Origin of the sequence: Kutzneria kofuensis, from assembly GCF_014203355.1 — a bacterium.
GTDB lineage: Bacteria > Actinomycetota > Actinomycetes > Mycobacteriales > Pseudonocardiaceae > Kutzneria > Kutzneria kofuensis.
The window spans coordinates 7721678-7744019 of the sequence record NZ_JACHIR010000001.1 but is presented as its reverse complement, the minus strand read 5'-3'; the positions used below and the strand labels follow the sequence as shown (position 1 = coordinate 7744019).

At 69.6% G+C, this 22342-nt stretch carries 23 protein-coding genes and 1 riboswitch; of the genes, 11 read left to right on the top strand and 12 right to left on the bottom strand.

Going from position 1 to position 22342, the window contains the following annotated elements:
- The first annotated feature begins 73 nt into the window (after positions 1–73).
- Both BJ998_RS49320 and BJ998_RS35350 read left to right on the top strand, forming a co-directional pair.
- On the top strand, positions 74–1552 hold the full coding sequence (locus BJ998_RS49320; RefSeq protein WP_184867640.1) for an outer membrane protein assembly factor BamB family protein: 1479 nt from the start codon (positions 74–76) through the stop codon (positions 1550–1552).
- Positions 1553–1566: 14 nt separating this feature from the next.
- Entirely contained in the window at positions 1567–2727 is a 1161-nt protein-coding gene (locus BJ998_RS35350) for an acyl-CoA dehydrogenase family protein (RefSeq protein WP_184867639.1), read from the top strand.
- A gap of 16 nt (positions 2728–2743) precedes the next feature.
- On the opposite strand, the gene BJ998_RS35345 is transcribed toward BJ998_RS35350, so the two are convergent.
- From BJ998_RS35345 to BJ998_RS35335, 3 genes are read right to left on the bottom strand one after another with little or no spacing between them, the layout of a single operon-like run.
- A complete protein-coding gene (locus tag BJ998_RS35345) occupies positions 2744–2956 on the bottom strand; it encodes a helix-turn-helix domain-containing protein (protein WP_184867638.1) in 213 nt (70 codons plus the stop codon).
- A gap of 45 nt (positions 2957–3001) precedes the next feature.
- Positions 3002–4315 (bottom strand): bifunctional 3-(3-hydroxy-phenyl)propionate/3-hydroxycinnamic acid hydroxylase MhpA, encoded by a 1314-nt coding sequence (mhpA, locus tag BJ998_RS35340; RefSeq protein WP_184867637.1) that lies wholly within the window; start codon positions 4313–4315, stop codon positions 3002–3004.
- Position 4316: 1 nt separating this feature from the next.
- Positions 4317–4886, bottom strand: a complete 570-nt coding sequence (locus BJ998_RS35335) for a TetR/AcrR family transcriptional regulator (RefSeq protein ID WP_184867636.1) — start codon at positions 4884–4886, stop codon at positions 4317–4319.
- A 64-nt stretch (positions 4887–4950) separates the two neighbouring features.
- Here BJ998_RS35335 and BJ998_RS35330 point away from each other — a divergent pair, with 64 nt between their 5' ends.
- Entirely contained in the window at positions 4951–5820 is an 870-nt protein-coding gene (locus BJ998_RS35330; RefSeq protein WP_184867635.1) for an SDR family NAD(P)-dependent oxidoreductase, read from the top strand.
- Here the strand turns inward: BJ998_RS35330 and BJ998_RS35325 are convergent.
- A complete protein-coding gene (locus BJ998_RS35325) occupies positions 5794–6132 on the bottom strand; it encodes a TfoX/Sxy family protein (RefSeq protein ID WP_184867634.1) in 339 nt (112 codons plus the stop codon). The two genes, BJ998_RS35330 and BJ998_RS35325, sit on opposite strands and share 27 nt — an antisense overlap.
- A 91-nt stretch (positions 6133–6223) precedes the next feature.
- Here BJ998_RS35325 and BJ998_RS35320 point away from each other — a divergent pair, with 91 nt between their 5' ends.
- Positions 6224–6874 carry a class I SAM-dependent DNA methyltransferase gene (locus tag BJ998_RS35320; RefSeq protein ID WP_184867633.1) on the top strand — a complete coding sequence of 217 codons (651 nt, stop codon included), beginning with the start codon at positions 6224–6226 and terminating at the stop codon, positions 6872–6874.
- 6 nt (positions 6875–6880) lie between these two features.
- Here BJ998_RS35320 and BJ998_RS35315 read toward each other — a convergent pair whose 3' ends face one another.
- Positions 6881–8596, bottom strand: coding sequence for a S9 family peptidase (locus tag BJ998_RS35315; protein ID WP_312890478.1), 1716 nt, complete (start codon positions 8594–8596; stop codon positions 6881–6883).
- 87 nt (positions 8597–8683) lie between these two features.
- On the opposite strand from BJ998_RS35315, the gene BJ998_RS35310 reads away from it, so the two are divergent.
- Entirely contained in the window at positions 8684–10942 is a 2259-nt protein-coding gene (locus tag BJ998_RS35310) for a M64 family metallopeptidase (RefSeq protein WP_312890477.1), read from the top strand.
- 49 nt (positions 10943–10991) lie between these two features.
- On the opposite strand, the gene BJ998_RS35305 is transcribed toward BJ998_RS35310, so the two are convergent.
- A complete protein-coding gene (locus BJ998_RS35305) occupies positions 10992–12434 on the bottom strand; it encodes a M1 family metallopeptidase (protein WP_221338229.1) in 1443 nt (480 codons plus the stop codon).
- A gap of 87 nt (positions 12435–12521) precedes the next feature.
- Here BJ998_RS35305 and BJ998_RS35300 point away from each other — a divergent pair, with 87 nt between their 5' ends.
- Positions 12522–12815, top strand: coding sequence for an MGMT family protein (locus BJ998_RS35300; protein ID WP_184867632.1), 294 nt, complete (start codon positions 12522–12524; stop codon positions 12813–12815).
- On the opposite strand, the gene BJ998_RS35295 is transcribed toward BJ998_RS35300, so the two are convergent.
- Positions 12784–13161, bottom strand: a complete 378-nt coding sequence (locus tag BJ998_RS35295) for a MerR family transcriptional regulator (protein ID WP_184867631.1) — start codon at positions 13159–13161, stop codon at positions 12784–12786. The genes BJ998_RS35300 and BJ998_RS35295 overlap by 32 nt on opposite strands.
- Before the next feature lie 63 nt (positions 13162–13224).
- Between BJ998_RS35295 and BJ998_RS35290 the strand changes: the two genes are divergently transcribed.
- Positions 13225–13668: a hypothetical protein gene (locus BJ998_RS35290; protein ID WP_184867630.1), complete on the top strand. Its 444-nt coding sequence runs from the start codon at positions 13225–13227 to the stop codon at positions 13666–13668.
- Here the strand turns inward: BJ998_RS35290 and BJ998_RS35285 are convergent.
- The 3 genes from BJ998_RS35285 to BJ998_RS35275 form a co-directional block, all read right to left on the bottom strand.
- Entirely contained in the window at positions 13605–14129 is a 525-nt protein-coding gene (locus BJ998_RS35285; RefSeq protein ID WP_184867629.1) for a universal stress protein, read from the bottom strand. The two genes, BJ998_RS35290 and BJ998_RS35285, sit on opposite strands and share 64 nt — an antisense overlap.
- An 84-nt stretch (positions 14130–14213) precedes the next feature.
- Positions 14214–15251, bottom strand: coding sequence for a ribonucleotide-diphosphate reductase subunit beta (locus BJ998_RS35280; protein ID WP_312890476.1), 1038 nt, complete (start codon positions 15249–15251; stop codon positions 14214–14216).
- 2 nt (positions 15252–15253) lie between these two features.
- Entirely contained in the window at positions 15254–17611 is a 2358-nt protein-coding gene (locus BJ998_RS35275; protein WP_312890475.1) for a ribonucleoside-diphosphate reductase subunit alpha, read from the bottom strand.
- A gap of 114 nt (positions 17612–17725) precedes the next feature.
- Positions 17726–17934: riboswitch (cobalamin riboswitch) on the bottom strand.
- A 131-nt stretch (positions 17935–18065) separates the two neighbouring features.
- Between BJ998_RS35275 and BJ998_RS35270 the strand changes: the two genes are divergently transcribed.
- The 3 genes from BJ998_RS35270 (at position 18066) to BJ998_RS35260 (ending at position 20359) form a co-directional block, all read left to right on the top strand.
- Entirely contained in the window at positions 18066–18740 is a 675-nt protein-coding gene (locus BJ998_RS35270; protein ID WP_184867627.1) for an SDR family oxidoreductase, read from the top strand.
- A 20-nt stretch (positions 18741–18760) separates the two neighbouring features.
- The gene (locus BJ998_RS35265) at positions 18761–19348 is read left to right on the top strand and encodes a TetR/AcrR family transcriptional regulator (RefSeq protein WP_184867626.1); all 588 of its coding nucleotides are present in this window, start codon (positions 18761–18763) and stop codon (positions 19346–19348) included.
- 231 nt (positions 19349–19579) lie between these two features.
- The gene (locus BJ998_RS35260) at positions 19580–20359 is read left to right on the top strand and encodes a polysaccharide lyase family 7 protein (protein WP_246488718.1); all 780 of its coding nucleotides are present in this window, start codon (positions 19580–19582) and stop codon (positions 20357–20359) included.
- A 127-nt stretch (positions 20360–20486) separates the two neighbouring features.
- Here BJ998_RS35260 and BJ998_RS35255 read toward each other — a convergent pair whose 3' ends face one another.
- Complete coding sequence (locus tag BJ998_RS35255) at positions 20487–20678, bottom strand: tautomerase family protein (protein ID WP_184867625.1); 192 nt, start codon at positions 20676–20678, stop codon at positions 20487–20489.
- Positions 20678–21565 (bottom strand): VOC family protein, encoded by an 888-nt coding sequence (locus tag BJ998_RS35250; RefSeq protein ID WP_184867624.1) that lies wholly within the window; start codon positions 21563–21565, stop codon positions 20678–20680. The genes BJ998_RS35255 and BJ998_RS35250 overlap by 1 nt, the downstream gene beginning before the upstream one ends.
- 110 nt (positions 21566–21675) lie before the next feature.
- On the opposite strand from BJ998_RS35250, the gene BJ998_RS35245 reads away from it, so the two are divergent.
- On the top strand, positions 21676–22335 hold the full coding sequence (locus tag BJ998_RS35245) for a class II aldolase/adducin family protein (protein WP_184867623.1): 660 nt from the start codon (positions 21676–21678) through the stop codon (positions 22333–22335).
- Positions 22336–22342: the final 7 nt, after the last annotated feature.

The window sequence follows — 22342 nt, the reverse complement described above, 5'->3', positions numbered from 1 at the left end:
GCGCTCTCCATCATGGTTGATTCCTGTGGCGGCGTACCGTGATCTGAGTTTCCGACCACTGGGAGGTCTATTCGTGCCGCAGCCCCTCGCCGTGCACCGCGTGCTGGGTGATCGACCGTTCGCCGAGGTCGGCGAGCCACGGGCCGTCGCGGTCGACGAGGAACGCGGGCTGATCGCGATCGGCGGGCACGTGGGGTGGCTGCACTGGGCCGGCGCCGCCACCGCGACCGACGGCTGGATGCCGCACGTGCTCGGCATCTATGACCGGTCCGACCTGCGCTGCCGCACCCTGCTCCGCACACGGTGGCCGATCCGCTCGGTGGACTTCCATCCGCGGCAGCCACTGCTCGCGATCGGTACCGGCAGCTACGACGGCGGCTGGATCTTCCACGGCGAACTGCTGCTCCTGCACCTCGATTCCGGCGAGGTCGTGTCGGCGCTGGCCGACAGCCGCGAGGTGCGGGCCGTCAAGTGGCGGACCTGGCGACACGGCCGGGTGCTCGACCTCGCGCTGGCCCCGCCGACCGAGTTCGAGTTCGGCAACGAGGCGATGGTCATCGGCTACGACGCCATGGTCACGCGAGACGACTGGCTCGCCGTGCGTGACGGCGAGATCGGCCACGACGAACTGGACGGGCCACTGCGCGACAGCGACATCGTCAAGCCGGCGCAGGCGCGGGCAGATGTCGAAGCGCTGTCCACTGCGTGGTCTTACCGCGGGCCGGTATGGGGCGTCGAGCGCCTTCGCGACGGCCACGTCCTGGCCACTATGGACGGTGTGCGCCTCGAATCCTGGCGTTCTGACGGAGAGTTGGACTGGTCGACGGCGGATCGTGGCGGACATCAGCTCGTCGTGGCACCGGATCAGGAGTCCGCCCTGGCCGGTGATCTGGAGGTCACCCGCTACTCCCTTCGTGACGGCAAGGTGTTGGAGACGCTGGATTCGGACGGCGTGATCACCGCTCGCGCCGACGGCGCGTTCGCGCTGCGCCCGCCACACCCACTGCCCCCGGCTCTCGGTCCCCGCCACGCCGACAGCGCGCTCACCACGGTCTTCGGTCCCGACCGCGCCGAGGTCGGCCACGTCGTGCTGGGCGGCTTCGGCTCCACCACCCATTTCTTCCCCGTCCGACACGCCTCCGCGCTGTACTTCCTGCGGGGTTCGGGCCAGGTCGTCTCCGTCGGCGACGATCTTGTCGTGCGGCCACTGTTTGATCAAGCAGCGGCCGGTCCCGCCGTGGAGGTCGGCGACTCGCTGGTGTGCAGCGGCCCCCGTGTATCGCGCCGCCGACTGCCGGACGGGGAGATCCTCTGGCGACTCGCGGTCGAGCACCCGGTGACCGCTCTGGAGATCGACGCCGGCGGCTCGATCCTGTACATAGCCCTGAACTCCGGCCGACTCCTCGGCATCGATGTCCACACGGGATCCGTGCTGTGGCAACAGGAACTCAGCATCCACGGCCAGCCGACCGTCGGGTTGTCGCTGGCCTCCGCCGAGCCCGGCCGGCTGCTGATCGGTACCGTCGACGGGCGCATCCTCGACTGCCACTAGGGAGACGAACGGTCATGCTCGACAGCGTGGAACAGGCGATCGTCGACACCGTGCGCGACTTCGTGGACCGGGAGGTGCGGCCGGTCGCGCGGCGGCTCGAACACGAGAACGCCTACCCCGAGGCGCTGGTCGAGCAGATGAAGCGGCTCGGCGTGTTCGGGCTGGCGATCCCGGAGGAGTTCGGCGGCGCCGCGGTGTCCACGCCGTGCTTCGCGCTGGTCACCGAGGAACTGGCGCGCGGCTGGATGAGCCTGGCCGGCGCGATGGGCGGCCACACGGTCGTGGCGAAACTGCTGCTACAACACGGGACCGAGGAGCAACGCCGCCGCTACCTGCCACTGATGGCCACCGGCGAGCTGCGTGCCGCGATGGCGCTGACCGAGCCCGACGGCGGCTCCGACCTCCAGGCCCTGCGCACCGTCGCCCGCCGCGACGGCGACGAGTACGTCGTCGACGGCAGCAAGACGTGGATCACCAACGCCCGGCGGGCCGGGCTGGTCGCCGTGCTGTGCAAGACCAATCCGCAGGCTGATCCGCCGCACCGGGGCATCAGCGTGCTGCTGATGGAGAAGGTGCCCGGCTTCACCGTGTCCCGTGACCTGCCCAAGCTCGGCTACAAGGGCGTCGAGAGCTGCGAACTGTCCTTCCAGGACTGTCGCGTGCCCGCATCCGCCCTGCTCGGCGCCGTCGAGGGCGAGGGCTTCGGGCAGATGATGCGTGGCCTGGAGATCGGTCGCATCCAGGTCGCCGCCCGCGCCACCGGCGTCGCCCGCGCCGCCTTCAACGACGCCTTTTCCTACGCCCAGAACCGGGAATCCTTCGGCAAGCCCATCTGGCAGCACCAGGCCGTCGGCAACCTCCTGGCCGACATGGCCACCAAGCTCACCGCCGCCCGCCAGCTCCTGCTGCACGCCGCCACCCGCTACGACTCCGGTGCTCGTGCCGACCTCGAAGCCGGCATGGCCAAGCTGTTCTGCTCCGAGACCGCCATGGAGGTCGCCCTCAACGCCATCCGGGTCCACGGCGGCCACGGCTACTCCACCGAGTTCGACGTCGAACGCTACTTCCGCGACGCCCCGCTGATGATCGTCGGCGAAGGCACCAACGAGATCCAGCGGGACGTCATCACCCGCCAACTGATCCGCCGCGGCGGCCTTCCGGCCCGCCCCGACTGATCCCCGGGAACGGCCCTCAGACCGACAGCATCTTCTGGATGGCCTGGCGGCTGACGCCGAGTTCGCGGGCGATGTCGGCCTGGGTGACGCCCTGGGCGATGAGGCCCTGCATCAGGTCGCGGCGCTCGGCGGCGAACTGCTGGGCGAGGCGGGCGTGGTGGATGGCCTGGGCGCGGACTTCCTTGATGCGCTCGAAGGTCTCACGGTGGGGATCATCGGTGGTTGCCATGAGACCATGGTGACAACCCCGGGTTGTCATGTCAACCCCCCGTTGTCAGCGCGGCGGCCCGGAGGGTGTCGCCTCAAGCACCACACCGTCGGGACGGATGAGCGCCGCGCGTGCGTGCCCGTGCCGCAGCCAGTCGGCGAGCTCCGGGTGCGTCTCGGCCGTCACGACGGTCATCCGGTCGGGCATCAGGCCGGGACACAGTGAGCCGGCCAGGCTGCGGCGGAATCGGGGCCGCCGCACGAGTTCGGACCGGCGCAGCGCGGGGGTTTCGCTGCTGAGCACGCGATTCTTCAGTCCTGGCACCAGATGCAGGCGCGGCATGACGACACGGCGGAGCAGGTTGCCGAACTCACCGCCCTCGGTCATCGCCGCGCCGAGCAGCTTGGCCAGGCGGATCATCGTTCGGACGTGCGGCAACCGTTCGGCCTGATACGTGTCGAGCACCGAGGCGGGCAACTCGCCATCGCGGACGGCGGCGAGCTTCCACGCGAGGTTCGCCGCGTCCCGCAGGCCGGCGCCGAGGCCCTGGCCGATGAACGGCGGCGTCAGGTGGGCGGCGTCGCCGAGCAGGAAAACCCGGTCGTGACGCCATTTGTCGGCGATCTGGGCGCGGAAGGTGTATTCCGCGACCCGGCGCAGCTCCAGGTCCTCGACCCGCGCCCACGGCGCGATCAGTGGCCGCAGCCGGCTCAGATCCTGGTAGTCAGCGGCGGTTTCACCGTCACGGAGCCGGAACTCCCAGCGGTAGCGGGACTTTCCGACCCGCATGTACGTCGCCGCGCGCCGGGTGTCGCAGACCTGGTGCACGCCTTCCCATTGCCCCAGGTCCGCATCGGTGTCGATGTCCACCACCAGCCACCGTTGCGCGAAGCCGAGATCCCGCATCCGCGCGCCGATCGCGTTACGCACGAAGCTGTTCGCCCCGTCGCAGCCGAGCACGTAGTCCGCCCGCTCACCGTTCACGCGGACGTGATCACCGTGCTGGATGATCTCCGTGACCTCCGCGCCGTCGAGAACGGTGACCTTCCGGCGGAGAATCCGTTCCAGATCGGGTTGGTCGAACATGTTCGCCTCGGGGTAGCCGTGCCGGCCGGCCGCCGCGTCGCGGCGAAACTCCGCCAGAACGCGCATGCCCGCGTCGAGCAGCCGCAATCCCTGGCCCGGCCGGGAAATCGCCCCGAGGTCGACGCCGACGCTCGCCAAGATCGCGTACGCCTCGTCGTCGAGGTGCACGGCCCTCGGCTGCGGATGCGGCCGGGTTCGGCGTTCCAGCACCAGGCAGTCGACGCCGTGCCGGGCCAGCAGCGCCGCGGCGGTCAGGCCCGTCGGCCCCGCCCCCACCACGACGACCGGCGCCATGTCAGAGGTCCGGCCAGCCGCGCTTGAGGTGCTCGAACGCGACGTCCAGCGCGGCGGGGGCGTTCGGCGCGGTGCCGGCCAGGTCCGGGATCTCCAGCACGTACCGGGCGAGCAGGCGCAGCGACAGGTCGTCGGCGTCGCGGCCGGTTTCCGCCGCGATGACCTCGGCCAGCGACTCCTCGTTGTTCGTCCACATGGCCCGGGCGTAGGCACGCAGGGCCGGCGTCGTGGCGACCAGTTCGGCGATGCGACGGGTCTCCGGGTCGGGATCGGCCTCGAAGGGGCCGCGGGTGGCGAGGAAGTCCCGCAGTGCGTCGAGGACGGACTTCGCCCCGCGCTCCTGGACCGCCGCGGTCAGCGCCCGTTCGCGTTCCGCGCCGTCACCGAGGATCAGGGCCTCCTTGCCCGCGGGGAAGTGCACGAACAGGGTCGACACCGCCGTGTCGGCCGTCTCCGCGATCTCCGCGACCGTGACCTTGTCGAAGCCCCGTTCGAGGAAGAGCCGCCGGGCCGCGTCCGACAGCGCCCGCCGGGTGGCCGCCTTCTTGCGCTCGCGCCGCCCTTCCGTCATGCCGCCACCGTACCCGTGCTCGAAGCGATTGCAAACTCGGAATGACTCCGATTACGGTGTGGCTATGACTTCTTGGGACGTGCACCATCCGCCGCGCGCCGACGGCCGGACCGTGCTGGTCACCGGCGGCAATGCGGGCATCGGCTACTTCGTCGCCGAGCAGCTCGCCGGCGCCGGCGCGACCGTCGTGCTCGGTTGCCGCGACGCCGCGCGGGCCGAGGCGGCCATGACCGCGATCCGGTCACGCCATCCCGAGGCGTCCCTGCGGTTTCTGCCGCTGGATCTGGCCGACCTGGCGTCGCTGCGGGCGTCCGCCGACCGGCTGGCCGTGCCCCTCGACGCCGTCGTGCTCAACGCCGGCGTGCTGGTCGAGGGGTCCGATCCGGAGGAGCGGGCCTTCGCCGTCAACCACCTGGGGCACTTCGCACTGACCGCGTGGCTCGCGCCCCACCTGTCTCCCGCCTCACGCGTCGTGACCACCGGCAGTTTCGTCGCCAAGTCGGCGGAGTTCTCGGCTCACGAGCACGACGGCAAGCGGGCGTACGCGCGGTCCAAGCTGGCGCAGATGCTGTTCGGCTTCGAACTGGCCCGGCGTGGCGGCGTTGTCAGCGTCGTCAACCATCCCGGCGGCGCGCTCGACTCCCTCACGCCGTCCCGGCCGCCAGTGCACACCCGGGCCGCCGGACTACATCCACAACGTCTTCTGTTGCAAGGCAAGGATTCCGGTGCCTGGCCCGCCGTGCGCTGCGTGCTGGACCCGTCGGTACGCAGCGGTCAGCTCTGGGGCCCTCGGCTGTTCGGCCTCCGCGGCGTTCCCCGGCTCGAACCCGTTCGCGGCATCCTCGCCGACACCGCCCTCGCCGCCGCCGTGTGGGAGCGGAGCGTCGAGCTCACCGGCGTCGACCCGTCAGCGGCCCTTCTTCGCCGGCAGTGACCTGGCGTAGCCGACGCCCCTTCGCACCCACTCCGCCAGGCCGTCGTCGCTCTCCACCACCTCTTCGTGCACCCTCAGCCAGCCGCGCATCTCCCGGCCGCCCATCACCGCCGGCGCCACCTTGTCGCTGATCAGCGGCTCCACCTCCGCCGGGTCCACCCGCACCAGCAGCCCGCCCTGCCGGCTCACCGCCACCGACATGTTCCCGTTGACCAGGAACGCCAGGCCGCCGAACATCGCCTGCTCGACGACGTTCCGTTCGGTGCCGACCAGCTCCCGGATCCGGTCGGCCAGATCGAGGTCGTAGCCCATGGCCCGGATTATTCACCGGATTCGCGCCGGCGACCCTGCTGTGGTCAGGCGTTCCCGAAACGCGTTTCCTGTCGCCCGATACGGTCCCCGAGTGACCGAACTCGACACCGTGCACGCCACCAGCGAGGCGTACGACGCCGTCGCGACCACATACGCGGAGCTCTTCCACGACACCTTGCGCGACCGCCCCCTGGAGCGTGCGCTCCTGAGCGCCTTCGCGGAGTTGGTGCGGACGAACGGCAACGACGAGGTCGCGGACCTCGGCTGCGGACCGGGCCACATCACGGCTCACCTCCATGGGCTGGGGCTGAAGGCGTTCGGCGTCGACGTCTCCCCCGCGATGATCGAACTCGCTCGCGAAGCCAACCCCGCACTGCGGTTCGAGGTCGGCTCGATGGCCGACCTCGACATCGAGGACGGCGCACTCGGCGGCGTGCTCGCGCGGTGGTCGGTCATCCACACCCCACCGCGGGAGCTGCCCGCCATCGTGGCCGAGATAGCCCGGGTACTGGCTCCCGGCGGGCACTTGTTGATCGACTTCCCCGCCACCGACGGCCCCCAGCACGAGACGCAGTCCTACGACCACACGGTGGCGACGGCCTACCGGTGGTCCCCCGACCACCTCGCCGCTCTCCTCCGCGATCATGGATTGACGGAGACAGCGCGCACGGTGGTCGAGCCGACGCCCACCGACAAGCGGCAGTTCCAGGAAGTTCAGCTCCTCGCGCACAAAGTCACGTGACCGCTCCTAGAGCCAGCGGTCGAACCAGGCGCGGGTGCGGTTGAGCAGGTCGAGACGGTGGTCCCGACCCCGGAACGAATGGCCCTCACGGGGATAGACGACGAATTCGTGCTCGGCGCCGTAGTGGCGCAGCGCCCGGTGAAAGTACTCGGCCTGGGCGAGGGGAACGTTGGTGTCCTCGGCGCCGTGCACGATGAGCACGGGGGTCCGCACGGCGGAGGCGTAGGAGATGGGGCTGAGCCGGTCGTGCGGATGCGGACCGACACCTTCCCAACCGGTGCTGCCGCCGAGGGCGGCCTCGAACCGGCCCCATTCGCCGCTGCCGGCGAGCATGCCCCAGTCGGTGACGCCGGCGCCCATCACGGCGGCGGCGAAGCGGTCGGTGTGCCCGATGGCCCACGCGGTCATGAAGCCGCCGTGGCTCCAGCCGGCGATGCCGAGCCGGTGAGGATCGGCGACGCCGTCGGCGATGAGCAGGTCGATGCCGGTGAGGATGTCGGTCCACTCCTCCTGCCCGACGGCGCCGCTGACGGCTTCGGCGAACGCGTGCCCACGACCCTGGCTGCCGCGCGGATTGGGCAGGAACACGGCGTAGCCGGCGAGTGCGAGCCACTGCCCGGAAGGGGCCCACTGCAGCGCGAACTGGTCGGAGTACCGGTCGTACGGGCCGCCGTGCACGATCGTGATCAGCGGAAACGGCCCGGTGCCGGCCGGCACGACGAGCAGTCCGTCGAGTTCGAGACCGTCCGAGGCCTGGTACGACAGCCGGGATTGCGTCCCCCACGTGATGTCACGGGCCCAGGGCCGGGTGTCGGTGACCCGAACCCCGTTGAAGTGCAGGTTCTGCGGCTCGTACGCGGTGCTGACGATCGCCGCGAGCGAATCGCCACCAACACTGACCTGCTTGACCAGGCCGGTGTGCCGGAAGACGAGCCCGGCGGAGAGCCGGTGCAGGGACGTGTCGAGCCCCTCGGCGACAACCATGAGCGGGTCGCCGTCCTCGGCCTGTACGAGTTCGAACGGGCACGCCGGCATCCCGGCCGTGAGGTTGCCGTCGACGACGTCGTACACGGCGACGCCGGACTGCAGGCTGGGCGGCGTCAGAGCGAGATAGGCGATCCGCCAGTCGCCGGCCCGCCGCCACACCGGCGAATGCGCCCCGACCACGGCCGGCCCGAGGTCACGCACCGCGCCGTCCAACGACACGACGTGCAGCTCCGGTTCGAGCAGACCCGGGTCGATCTCGTTGCTGGACCAGGTGAGCACGGCGAGCAGCCCGCCGCCGGGCTGCTGCGCGACCTCGCTGACGTGCCGATCCCCGTACAGGACACGAATCCCGTCGGAGTCGGCCACCCGCAGCCGCGAAGGCCGCACGGTGCCGCGAACCTGGATGCCGTCGGGCACGGAGTCGGGGGCGATGAAGGCGACGCCGTCGGCCAACGGAAGGTGGTCGTCGATACCGGGCTCCCACGTGACCATCACAGCGGACGTGCCGGCCAACTCCACCCGGTGCACCGCAGTGCCGTCGACAAGGACGTAGAGCGACCGCGAATCCGCTGCCCAGCGTGGTTTCGAGCCGGCAGCCAACCGCCGTGCCGTCGATGCACCGGCCAGCCACACCTCGCCCACCGGCCGCAACTCGTACGCCACCCAGTTCCCGTCCGGCGACACCACGGGATCGGCCACGTCGAGCGCGTCCACGACCATCTCGGCAGTCAGCACGGCAACCGACACTAGCGGGAAATCCGTTGAAACAAGGCGACCATCGGACCCTTGTGGGCGGATCGCCCGGTTCCTAGCGTCGGCCGGGTGTTGAGACGAATCCTTATCGCCGGCATGGCGTCGGCGCTGGCCCTGGGGCCGATCCCAATAGTGGCGCACGCGGACACCGCGGCGGCGACGGTGGTGCCGATCCGGGTGACGGGCGACCCGGCGAAGCGCTTCAACCTGGTGATCCTCGGCGACGGCTACACGACCGCGGACATGCCGAAGTTCCGGGCGGACGTGGACAAGCACATGAACGTGCTGTTCACCATCGAGCCGTACAAGTCGTACCGCAACTACATCAACGTGTACTCGGTGGAGATCCCGTCGCCGGACTCGGGCGTGAGCTGCGACCCGGACCTGACCTCGCCGCAGCGGAACACGCCGCTGCACATGGCGTTCTGGTCGGGCTGCGACCCGCAGGGCGTGCAGCGGGCGCTGGAGATGGACGACACCGCGGCGACCACGTACGCCAACCTGGTGCCGGGCACGACGGCGGCCAACCGCCAGATCCTGGCGATCGCCAACAGCACCACGTACGGCGGCGTCGGCGGCACGTACGCGACGGCCTCGGGCGGCAACGCGATGTCGTCGCTGATCACGCCGCACGAGCTGGGCCATTCGCTGGGCGGCCTGCAGGACGAGTACGACTACTACGCGCGGGGTGTGCGCGGCGACGCGTACACCGGCGGCGAGCCGGATTCGGTGCACCACACGCTGCTCACGGAGCAGCAGATGACGCAGCAGCAGAAGAAGTGGTGGCGCTGGCTGGGCGAGCCGAGCCTGTCCGGCGGCACGATCGGCCGCTACGAGTCGGGCATGTACAGCAGCACCGGAGTCTGGCGGCCGAGCGCGCACTCCATCATGAAGACCCTGGGCTACTACTACGACCAGGTCGGCCGCGAGGACATGACCAAGTCGATCTCGGCCAAGACCAGCATCGTGCAGGACGCGACGCCGACGTCGAAGCCGATCGGCGCGGACCGGGTGGTGTGGGTGGTGCCGATGCACCCGAACAGCCACCAGCTGACGATCACGTGGAGCCTGGACGGCAAGCAGCTGCCGGCGAACGGCCAGCAACTGGACCTGCGGCAACAGAATCTCAAGCCCGGCAGGCACAAGCTGACGGCGACGGTCACCGACCCGACGGACTTCGTTCGTGACCCGGCCATCCGGGCCGCGCTGACGAACACCCGCACCTGGACCGTCGACACCGCGGTCAAGACGCCGCCCACGAACACGGCAGTGGACTTCACCGACGTCACGGAGACGGACCGTCCGGTCGGCGCGGACGAGGTCGTGTTCGCCGACACCACGCACCCGACCAACCAGGTGGTGCCGGTGAAGTGGGCGGTCGACGGCAAGGCGTTGTCGACAACGGCGAACGACGTCGACCTCAAGGGTCTCCACCTGACCGGTTCGCACACGCTGACCGCGACGGCCGGCGGCAAGACCCGCAGCTGGACGGTCGACGCCACGGATCCGTCCACGTCGTACAAGCTGTCGGACTCGCTGCTGACCGTGCGCAAGGCCGACGGCACCGACGAGTACGTCTACAATGGACCGTTCACGATGAAGCTGACCGGCGCCGACGACCGGACCGGGTCCCTGGTCAGCGAGTTCCGCACGGACGGCGACGGCTGGTTCAACTACTTCGGCTGGCCGACGGACTCCAGCCAGCCGTGGCACTTCACGCCGAGTGGCACCGAGATCGACTATCTCGTGTACGGCAAGCTGGGCAAGCCACGCCTGTCCCCTTGGGACGATCCGACACCGAGCTACGGCCAGCACACCATCGAGTACCGCACCACGGACGCGGCCGGCAACACCGCGGCGGCCCAGAGCTTCCAGGTGAACCTGCTGCCGGCGCCGCCGGCCTGCACCACGACGATCACCGGCCGGCACGAGGGCGCGCTGGTGATCGGCGCCGGAGTCACGTGCCTGGATCACGCGCAGGTCAGCGGCGCCATCGTCGTGCAACCGGGCGCTTCGCTCGTCGCCACGGGTTCGACGATCACCGGTGGCATCGCGGCGACCAGCGCGAACGCGGTGGAACTGCTGGACACGACCGTGCACGGGGCGACGACCATCGCCGGCACCGCGCAGGACGTGACGATCGTCGGCGGCGCCATCACCGGCGCGCTGACGTTGTCCGGCAACCACACCGGATCGCGGCAGCCGGTGGTCGCGGGGATCGCGGTCTCCGGCACGCTCAGCTGCGCCGGAAACACCCCCGCACCCGGCAACATCGCCGCGCCGAACACCGTGCGCGGCGGGTCGACCGGGCAGTGCTCGACGCTGTGACCACGTGAAGAGGCGCTGCCGGTCACATCGACCGGCAGCGCCCCCGGGGTCACGCCTTACCGGGCACCCAGTCCGGGTGGCCGGGCATCGGCGGCGTGTGGTCGCCGTAGAGCCAGTCCTTGAAGTAGCCGGTGAAGTCCTTTCCGGTCACGCGGTTCGTCACGTCGATGTAGTCCTGAGTGGACGCCGCGCGGTTGCGGAACTTCTCGAAGAACGTCCTCTCGATGCGCTGGAACGTGTCGGCGCCAACCATCGTGCGCAGCCCGTACAGCATCAGCGCGGCGCTGTTGGTGGTGCCCAGCACACTGATCGTGTCCTTGGGCCGTCCGGGCGGCCCGTCGGAGGCACGGAAGCTGTTGTCCTGCTCGTACCACTGCTTCAGACCGACCTCGGCCGGCCGGAAACCCTTGTCGCCCTGGTAGAGGAAGCTGTAGAGGCTGGCGTGGCCCTCACTGAGCCACATGTCCTCGCTCCACCGGTTGACGGAGACGGCGTCGCCGAACCACTGGTGCACGAGCTCGTGCACCATCGTGGCGGTGAGTTCGATCGGCCCCTGCAGGCCGGACTTGGCGTCGAACGTGGCGAGCGTGGCGTTCTCCATCGCCGCGAAGTAGCCACCCTCGACGCCGAGCACGCCGTAGGTCTCGAACGGGTAGGGCCCGAGCTGCTTCTCCACCCACGCGACCTGGCTCGGGATGTCGTCCACGAACGCCTTGCTGGCGTCCACCTGGGACGATGCCACGTAGCTGCGCAGCGGCAGGCCGTTCGGCCCCAAGCTGTCGATCTCGGTGAAGTGGCCGACGGCGAACACCGCGGTGTCGGTGGGGATCGGGTCCCGCGTGCCGTACGTGTAGGTGGTGCGGTCCCCCACCGTCTTCTTGTTGCGGAGCGTGCCGTTGGACACTGCCTGCACGTCGTTCGGGACCGTGATGTGCGTGGTGATCCGCGCCTTGTCGCTCGGATGGTCGTTGCCGGGGAAGAACTCGTGCGCCCGGTCCGGCTGCGCGAACGTGACGAACCCGTCCGGCTTCTCGAACCAGTGCACGCCCTCCGGATCGGCCGGCGCCGGCGACTTCGGGTCGTAGCCGCGGTCGGAGACGTACGAGATCTCCACGTCGAAGTGCTTGCCCTTGGCCAGCGGCCGATCCGGCGTGACGTAGAGCTTCTCGTTGCTGTCCTGCGTCCGGAACTGCGCCGGCCGGCCGTCGACCTCGACGGAGTTGATCTTCCGAACCGTCGAGTCCAGGCTGAACGCCGACAACGCCTGCGTCGCCGTCGCGTCGATACGGACCGCCGAGTCCATCAGCGGCGTGCCCGGCCGGTAGTCGAAGCTGACGTCGTAGTGCTCGACGTCGTAACCGCCGTTGCCCAGAGTGGCGAAGACCCGATCGCCGAGATTGTCCGCGCCCGGCGCCGGACCCGCGGTCGCCGGTGCGGCGACCGCGATGCTGAGTGCCACGGACCCCGCCGCGGCCATGATGCTTCGTCGCATGGCCGCGACGCTAGCCACGCCGGGCCGCTGGGCCGAGCGCTGTGGGGAACCGTCAAGAACCTGTCACAGAGCAGGCATAATTCGCGCATGGACGAGGCACTGCACGAGCGGATGCGGGACGCGATCAGGGACGTGCCGCCGGGGCGGGTGTCGACCTACGGCGACATCGCCGCCAGGGTCGGCGCGCCCAGCCCGCGCATGGTGGGGGCGATGCTCGCCGAGGACGGGCACGACCTGCCGTGGCACCGGATCCTGCGGGCGAACGGCACGCCCGCGCCCCACATCGCGCACGAACAGCTGGCGCGGCTGCGGGCCGAGGGTGTACTCGCCGACGGCCAGCGGGTGGACCTCAGGAAGTACCGCTGGCAGCCGGAGAGCTAGCGCGCAGCGGGCATCCGGTGCCCACGCGCGCCACCAGATCGGCACGCAGGGCGGCGAGTTCGGCCATGCGCGCGTCGATGAGCCGGATCTTGTCCTGGAACAGCGCCGACAGCGCGTCGGCCGAATCGGGTGCGTCCCGGAGTTCGGCGAGGTGCTCGGCGATCTCACCGAGCGAGAACCCGAGCGCCTGCGCGGTGCGGACGTACCGCAGCCACGGGACCGTCTCGGGCGGGAAGTCACGGTAGCCGTTGCCGAGCCGCCGGCCGGCGACCAGCCCGACCTTCTCGTAGAACCGGATGGCGTCCCTGCTCATGCCCGTCCGCGCGGCCAGTTCTCCGATACGCATGGCCCGCTCCGTCGCTCGGTGGACTTGACCTTGGAGCGTACTCCACCGTTTAGCGTCGGCCCCGTGAACTACCGTCGACTCGTCCTCGTCAGTGCCGGCTACGACCTTGTTGTCACGGCGGCGTTTGTCACGCCGTGGACGTACGAACTGATCCGACAGGCGCTGTCCGCCCTGGGCCTCGCGCTCGGACTCGGAGGGATGCCGGCCGCCGATCCCACCCAGGTCATGTACGCCAACCTGATGGGATCGGTGGTGGTCGTGTGGGCGGCGCTGCGCCTCACCGGGCCGCGAGCGGTGTACGGCCTGTACGACGGCGTGGCGCGAAGCCTGTTCGCTGTGTGGGAAGCCTACGGGGCGGTGCACGGCGCCACGGGGTTGCTGTGGTTCTTCTTCGCCGTCGAGGTGCTCTTCGGCGTCCTGCAGCTCGCCCCGTGGCTTTCCGCTCAGCCTCCGACCAGGTGGTTCACGGCGCGCCTGCGCCGCAACAGCCGCGGCAGCACGCCGTGATGCATCTGCCGGGCCAGCGTCGTCGGCGGAACCAGCAGCACCGGGCACTGCGCGTGGGCGGCGCAGTACCTCGGCACCGACGGGATCAGGGCGCGGCGCAACAGGTTCCGCCGCCCCGCCCCGACCACCAGCAGATCGCTCTCGTCGTTCGCGATGCACACCAACGCCTTGCCCGCGTCGGCCCGCACCGCCATCTGCTGCACGTCGACGTCCTGCGGGATGCCGCCCAGTGCCTCGTCCCACGCCCTGGCCAGCCGCTCCCAGGCGCCCTGCTCCCACAACTGCTTGAGCTGCACGTCGAGCGTGCGCCGGTAGGCGACCTCGCCACCCGGCGCGCTCCACGCGATCACCGCGACGAGCGGGACCGCGCGCATCCGTGCCTCGGTCACCGCCCGTCGCAACGCCTGCAAGCTGCCGACCGAGCCGTCGACACCGACGACGACCCGTCGAACACCATCCATCACCGACCCATGGTAGGCGCCCCACGCAAGTCGCCAGGGTCACCCGAACGGATTCTTGATGGCCGCTGTCCCCGAAAGCACAGGTCAGAAATCTTCGTCGAAGCTGACGGTTCCCGTCACAGCCACCTGATAGGCCGACACGCGGCGCTCGAAGAAGTTGGACAGCTCCTGCACGTCCTGCAACTCCATGAACGCGAACGGGTTGCGGGCGTTGAACTCCGGCGGCAGGCCCAGCGCGGCCAGCCGGCGGTCGGCGACGTGCTCCAGGTAGGACCGCATGTCCGCCAACGACATGCCGGCCACGCCCTGCCCGAGCAGGTCCTCGGCGAACCGGGTCTCGGCGTTGACGGCCTCCCGCAGCATCTGCCGGACCTGCGCGTGCAGCTCGTCGTCGAACAGGTCCGGCTCCTCGCGGCGCACGGTGTCCACCACGTCGAACGCGAACGCCATGTGCATGGACTCGTCGCGGAAAACCCAGTTGGTGCCCGAGGCGAGGCCGTTGAGCAGGCCGCGTGACCGCAGGAAGTAGACGTACGCGAAGGCGCCGTAGAAGAACAGGCCCTCGATGCAGGCGGCGAAGCAGATCAGGTTGAGCAGGAAGCCGCGGCGGTCCTCCTTGCCGCGCAACTGGTCGAGGTGCTGGATCGAGTCGATCCACTTGAAGCAGAACTCGGCCTTGTCCCGGATCGACGGGATGTTCTCCACCGCGGCGAACGCCTCGGCCCGCTCGTTCTCGTCGGGCAGGTAGGTGTCCAGCAGCGTCAGGTAGAACTGGACGTGCACGGCCTCCTCGAACAGCTGCCGCGACAGGTACAGCCGCGCCTCGGGCGCGTTGACGTGCTCGTACAGGTTGAGCACGAGGTTGTTGGCGACGATGGTGTCGCCGGTGGCGAAGAACGCGACCAGCCGGTTGATCAGGTGCCGCTCGGCCGGCGTCAGCTTGCGCAGGTCGGCGAGGTCGGAGTGCAGGTCGACCTCCTCGACCGTCCAGGTGTTCTTGATGGCGTCGCGGAAACGCTCGTAGAACAGCGGATAGCGCATCGGCCGCAGCGTGAGGTCCATGCCCGGGTCGAGCAGGGACTGCCTGCGGGCGGTGTTCTCCAGGCCAGAAGGGGTTGTCACGGTCACTGGCATGCCTCGCAGGACTCGGGGTTCTCCAGGGAGCAGGCGATCGCATCGGTGTCCACCGTGGGGACGGTGGCCTGCTGGATGCGTGTCGCCGGCCGGGAACGCAGGTAGTAGGTGGTCTTCAGCCCGGTTTGCCAGGCGTAGCGGTACATCGAGGAGAGCTTGCCGATCGTCGGCGACGCGACGAACAGGTTCAGCGACTGGCTCTGGTCGATGTACGGGCCGCGGGCGGCGGCCAGGTCGATCAGGGACCGTTGCGGCAGCTCCCACGCGGTGCGGAACAGCGACCGGCTCGCCGCGGGCAGACCCGTGAGTCCTTGCGCGGAGCCGTCGTCCCGCTTGAGCTGGGCGCGGGTCGGCGCGGTCCACAGGCCGTGCTTCTTCAGTTCGGCGACGAGATAGGTGTTGACCTGCAAGAACTCCCCGGACAGGGTCTCGCGCTTGAAGACGTTGGACACCTGCGGCTCGATGCACTCGTAGCAGCCGGCGATGGAGGCGATGGTCGCGGTCGGCGCGATCGCCACCAGCAACGAGTTGCGCAGGCCGTGCTCGGCGACACGCTCCCGCAACTGGGCCCAGCGCTCGGTTTGCGTCGGCGTCACGCCCCACAGGTCCGGCTGCAGGTCGCCGCGGGCCGCGCGGGTCTGGTTGTACGCCGGGTGCGCGCCGGCGCTCACGGCCAGGTCGGCGGAGGTCTCCAGCGCGGTGAGGTAGATCTCCTCAGCGATCCGGGTGGACAGCTCCGAGGCCGGCGCCGAGTCGAAGTCCAGGCGCAGCTTGAAGAACACGTCCTGCAGGCCCATCACGCCCAGGCCGACCGGCCGCCAGCGCGGGTTGGACCGGCCCGCCGGCTCGGTCGGGTAGTAGTTGATGTCGATCACGCGGTCGAGGAACGTCACGGCGGTGCGGACGGTCTCCCGCAGCCGGGGCCAGTCCATGCTGTCGCCGGCCACGTGCGCGCCGAGGTTGACCGAGCCGAGGTTGCACACCGCGGTCTCGGTGTCGCTGGTGATCTCCAGGATCTCCGTGCAGAGATTGGACAGGTGCACCACGTTGCCGGGCTCGGCCGTCTGGTTGCAGGTGCGGTTGGCCGTGTCCTTGAACGTCATCCAGCCGTTGCCGGTCTGCGCCAGCGTGCGCATCATCTTCGCGTACAGGTCACGGGCCTTGACCGTGCGCACGGCCCGGCCCGCTTCCTCGGCGGCGCGGTAGGCGCGGTCGAAGTCCTCGCCCCACAGGTCCGGCAGCTCCGGCGTCTCGTCCGGGTCGAACAGCGACCACTCGGCGTCGGCCTCGACCCGGCGCATGAACTCGTCCGGGATCCAGTTGGCGATGTTGAGGTTGTGCGTGCGGCGCGCGTCCTCGCCGGTGTTGTCGCGCAGCTCCAGGAACTCCTCGATGTCCGGGTGCCACGTCTCCAGATAGACGCAGGCAGCGCCCTTGCGCCGGCCGCCCTGGTTGACCGCCGCCACCGAGGCGTCCAGCGTGCGCAGCCACGGCACGATGCCGTTGGAGTGGCCGTTGGTGCCGCGGATCAGGGCGCCGCGGGAGCGGACCCGGGACCACTGCACGCCGATGCCGCCGGCGAACTTGGACAGCTGCGCCACCTGCGCGTACCGCTCGTAGATCGACTCGAGCTCGTCGCGCGGCGAGTCCAGCAGGTAGCAGGACGACATCTGGGTGTGCCGGGTGCCGGAGTTGAACAGCGTCGGCGAGCTCGGCAGGTACGCCAGCGAGGACATCAGGCGGTAGAAGCGGATCGCCTCGCCCGCGGTGTGCGACAGGCCGCAGGCCACGCGCAGCAGCCAGTACTGCGGGCGCTCCACGACGGCCCGGGTGTTGGGATGGCGCAGCAGGTAGCGGTCGTACACCGTGCGCAGTCCGAAGTACTCGAAGCGGCGGTCCGCGTCGGCGTCGATCGCGTCGTCGAGCTTGCGGGCGTGGGTGGCCACGAACGTGGCCGTCTCGTCGCCGATCAGGCCCTCGCGGTGGCCCAGCGCGATGCTCTGGCTGAACGAGTGGATGCCCTGGCCGCGGACCTCCTTGTCGATGTAGGCGGCGAGCAGCTGCGCGGCCAGCTTGGAGTACTCGGGCTCCTCGGCCACGAGCTCGGCGGCCGTCTGGATGGACAGCCGGTCCAGCTCCTCGGTGGTCGCGCCGTCGTACAGGCCGTTGATCGTCTTGGTCGCCACCCGGAGCGGGTCCACCTCGGCCAGGCCGACCGCGCAGCGGCCGACCGCCTTCACGATCTTGTTCACGTCGACGGTTTCGACGGCGCCGCTTCGTTTTCGCACCCGCATCGTCGGGTGGGGATCGGCGTCGACCCGCACGACAGTCTGGTCGGAGACCGTCACAGCCTTGACTCCTCGCACGCTGTGGGCCGCTTCGGGCGCGCGAGGACACGGTTGGCGCGTGCGCCAAGGAGTCCCCACGCCCTCCCTCGGGGCCTGGACACGGGCCCGTTCACGGTGCGAACGGGCGAGCGGGCAGGTCTTCGGACTCACGGGCATGCCTGGTCGGCACCTACTGGCCGTCGCTTCCCGGACGCGTGCGTCCAGTGCTTCGTGACGGCGGTCGTTCCCGTTCACCGCTGCGGGGCAGTCCCGGATTCGCACCGGGTTCCCTCTTACGACGACCACCTTGGCGGGGCGGCCGAACCAGCTCGGTGAGCACAATACATGGACGGCGAGCAGTCGCAAGCACCCACATGTTGTGTCGGCGTGTCAGCTTCCCGGCACCGACAGATGTGTCAGCGGTCACCGCCGCTCTTATTGCACCGTTCGTTCTCAACAGACTATCGTCGGCGACATGGACTTCACCAAGACCGTTGCCGTCGTGACCGGCGCGAACCGCGGCCTGGGCCGCCAGTTCGCCGAACAGCTCATCTCCCGCGGCGCCAAGGTGTACGCCACCGCGCGCCGCCCGGAGACCGTCGACATCGAGGGCGCGATCCCGCTGCGCCTCGACATCACCGACCACGCCAGCATCGAGGCGGCCGCCGAGGTCGCCGCCGACGCCACCCTCCTGATCAACAACGCCGGCATCTCCAGCGAGACCTCGGTGCTGGACGCCGATTTCGACACCATCCGCCTGGAGCTGGAGACCCACTACGTCGGGCCGCTGGCGGCGATCCGCGCCTTCGCGCCGATCATCGAGCGCAACGGCGGCGGCGCCGTTCTCAACGTCGCGTCCGTGCTGTCCTGGCTGCACGCCCCGGGCAACGGCGCCTACGTGGTGGCCAAGGCGGCCGAGTGGGCGATGACCAACCTGGTCCGCCAGGAACTCGCGCCCAAGGGCATCACCGTGACCGGCCTGCACGTCGGCTACATGGACACCGACATGGCGGCCCACGTGCCCAGCGGCAAGGCCGACCCGGCCGAGGTCGTCCGCACCACGCTGGACGCCGTGGCCAAGGGCGAGGCCGAGGTGATCTACGACGAGCTCAGCCGCAAGGCGAAGGCCAACCTGAGCGCCGCCTTGTGACCGTGTGAGAGGTTGTCCCCATGGTTCGGCACAAGGAATTCGACCCGGACGAGGCGGTCGCCGACGCGATGGCGCTGTTCTGGGAGCGCGGCTACGAGGCGACCTCGGTGCAGGACCTGGTCGAGCGCACCGGGGTCGGCCGACGCAGCATGTACGACACCTTCGGGGACAAGCACTCGCTGTACCTGCGCGCCCTCGACCGCTACATCGGCATGACCGAGGACGGCTTCCGGCGGTCGGCCGCCAGCGCCGCCGACGGCCTGTCCGCGATCCGCGCCCTGTTCGCCGCCATCCTCGAGTCGGACGACAAGGACCTGCGCGGCTGCCTGATCGTGAACAGCTCGACCGAACTGGGGCCGACCGACGACGACGCGGCCGAGCGCCTGCGCCGACACCTGGACGTGAGCCGCGAGGCGCTCGACGCGCAGGTCCGGCGGGGCCAGCGGGACGGCTCGGTGACCGACCGGATCGATCCGGGGACGCTCACCGCCGTCGCCTTCAACGCCTGGCTCGGGATCCGGGTCGCGGTGCGGGCCCGAACCCCGCGCGACCAGATCATCCACGATGTGGAACAACTGTTGTCCCTGCTCAGCGGTTCACGGACCTGAACAATTCGGCTCGCCGAAAGGTATTGACGGGGCAAGCACGGGTATCTCAAACTGATGGCCCCTGCTCTTCTCGAAGTCGGTATGGCACCGCCGCCAGACCGGAGGAGATTAAAACCCCATGCGTAAAACCCCTGCCAGCGTTTCTCGCTGTGACGGGGCGGCCCGAAAACCGTGTGATCCTGCCTGATCCCACGGTTCCCTGACGCCGCCACGTCCCTGCGAGGAGAAAAATTGAACAAGAAGCTGACGGCGAGCGCCCTGACCCTCGCCGCGGCCGGCGCCCTGTTCGCCGGCCAGTCCGCCATGGCAGCACCGGCACTGGACACGTCCGTCGCGCCGGGCGGAAACTTCAACCTGACGGTGTGGTCGCTCCAGGAGCCGGTCGGCTCCCCCGGATCGCCGACGACCATCAGCCCCAGCCGGCTGAAAGGCCCGAACGGCTTCCAGGACAAGTACTTCTACACCGACACGTCCGACGGGTCCATGACGTTCTGGGACCCGGAGAACGGCGTGCACACGCCCAACTCCAACTTCTCCCGTTCCGAACTCCGGGAGATGAATTCGAACGGGTCCGCGGCCAGTTGGGGCCTTCCCGGCACCCACAAGCTGAGCGCAACCGTGAAGGTGACAAAGGTGCCGGCCAGTGTGTGCGTCGGACAGATCCACGCCAGTGAGGGCAGTGGCACCACCAAGCCGCTGGTCGAGCTCTATTACCACAGCAACGGCGACATCATCGCCGGCATCGAGAACGGACCCGGCGGCGGCCAGACCCCGCACACCGTCGGCCACGTGTCGCTGAACACCAAGTGGAGCTACGTCATCAGCGTCACCGGCGGCAACACCATCAACATCCAGATCAATGGCGGCAGCACGCAGAAGTTCGCCATTCCGTCGGGCTGGAACGGATACCCGCAGTATTTCAAGGCGGGCGACTACAACCAGACCGCCAGCAGCAGCTCCACCAACGGCGCGACTGTCCACTTCTACGCCCTGACCGTCTCCCACAGCTGACCCCACACCCCCGCGAGTCACGCTCTCAGACACACCGAATGTCGGTTTCGGGCAGAACTGGGCCTCGGGGCTCAGTTCTGCCCGTTCTCTCCATTTCGGTGTGCTCCAGAGCGTGACTCGCGGGGGTTCAGCGGCCGCGTTTGGCCAGGGTCTGGCCGCCCGCGCTCCACAGCTCGGGGTCGACCTCGGTGATCAGCACCCGGATCGAGGCGTCCGGCGCGCCGAGGCTGTCCCGCACGGCGTCGTGCACGGCCCGCATGCACTCCCGCAGCTGCTCCCTGGTTCGCCCGGCCGCCACGGAGATCCGCACGATGGGCATCAGCCGGCCGCCAGTCCGCGCAGCTGCGGCTGGGAAGCGCAGCGGTTGGTCGGCCCACGCCACATGTCGATCGCGTCCGGCTCCGAGGGGTCGAAGTAGCGCACCCGCCACGCGTCGTCGTCCTCGATCCGCCGCACGCCGTACGAGTACTCGTACGTCAGCCCCTCGGGTCCCTTGAAGTACAGGAAGACCGCGCCGGACTGGGGGTGCCGGCCGGGGCCCTGCTCGATCTCGATCCCGTTGTCCACCAGGAAGTGCCAGCTCCGCATGACGTCGTCGATCGAGGCGACCTGGAAGTTCATGTGACACAGGCCCGGGCCGGCGCCCTTGAACACGGCCATCTTGTGGTGCACGGGATCGAACCGCATCAGGCAGGCCGCGTCGCCGATCCAGTCGGACACCTTCATGCTGAAGTGCCTGGTCCAGAACTTGTGCGCGGCACGGACGTCCGGGGCGTCGAGGCAGATGTGGCCGAACTCGGTGATGCCGGCGGCGCGGGCGAAGTTCACCGGCGTCGGCACCTCCTTCTGGTCCACCACGAGCTCGACGACGTTGCCGAACGGGTCCTCGAAGGCGATGAACTCCCGCACGTGCCGGTCGACGGCCGCGGCCTTGTCGCCACGGGTGACGGTCAGGCCGGCCGCCGCCAGCTCCGTCTCGGCGTCGGCCAGTTGATCCTCGTCGGCGAGGGTGAACGCGGAGGCCAGCACGCCGGCCTCTCCGGCCACAAAGGACAGACAGTGGTGCCGGTTGTCGGCCCGCAGAAACGCCCGGTCCTCGGTCCGCTCGACCAGTTCGAGCCCGACCATGTCGACCGCGAAGCCGACGGCGGTCTCCAGGTCCGCGGTGCCGGAGCGGACATAGGCGATGTCCTGGATGGTGATCACAGCCCCACCTCGCTGTCAGACGGTAACTCAACGCTCACAACGTTACAGGTATAGATATACATGTCAATCCCATGGTTGACAGATATACAGATACAGGTAACCATTGCGGCATGTCGCCAGCCAGCATCGCCGATGACCTGACCCGGGCCGGGCACGCGCTCGACGCGGCCGGGCTGGTCACCGCGTTCGGGCACGTCAGCGCCCGTCTTTCGGACGAAGAGCTGCTCATCACCCCGCCCCGTCCGCTGGGCTCGCTGGTCGGGGGAAAATTCCCACAACTGTCCATTTGCGCGGAGAGGATTCCCGCCGACGCGCCCCGCGAGGCGTGGATGCACACCGCGATCGCCGCCGTCCGCCCGGACGTCGGCGCGATCTGCCGGGCCCAGCCGCCGGCGGTCGCGGCCACCGCCGCGCTCGGTATCCCGCTCGTGCCGCTGCACGGCCAGGGCTCGCTGCTCGGCTCGATCGTCCCGATCTTCCACAACTCGCGCCTGATCCGCGAGCCGGCCATCGCCCGCGAACTGGCCGCCGCCCTCGGCAGCGCGTCCGCCCTGGTGTTGCGCGGCAACGGCGCGATCACCGTCGGCGCCACCATCGCCGAGGCCGTCGCCCGCATGTGGATCCTCGACGAGACCGCGAAGCTCATCCTCGCCGTCGCCCCGCACGGCCCCGTCCGCCCGTTGCCCGCCGAGGAACAGTCGGCGTGGACGGCGACCGGCTCCGAACTGCTCAACCGCATCTGGCACCACCTGACCGCAGCGTCGCGGTGAAAGGACC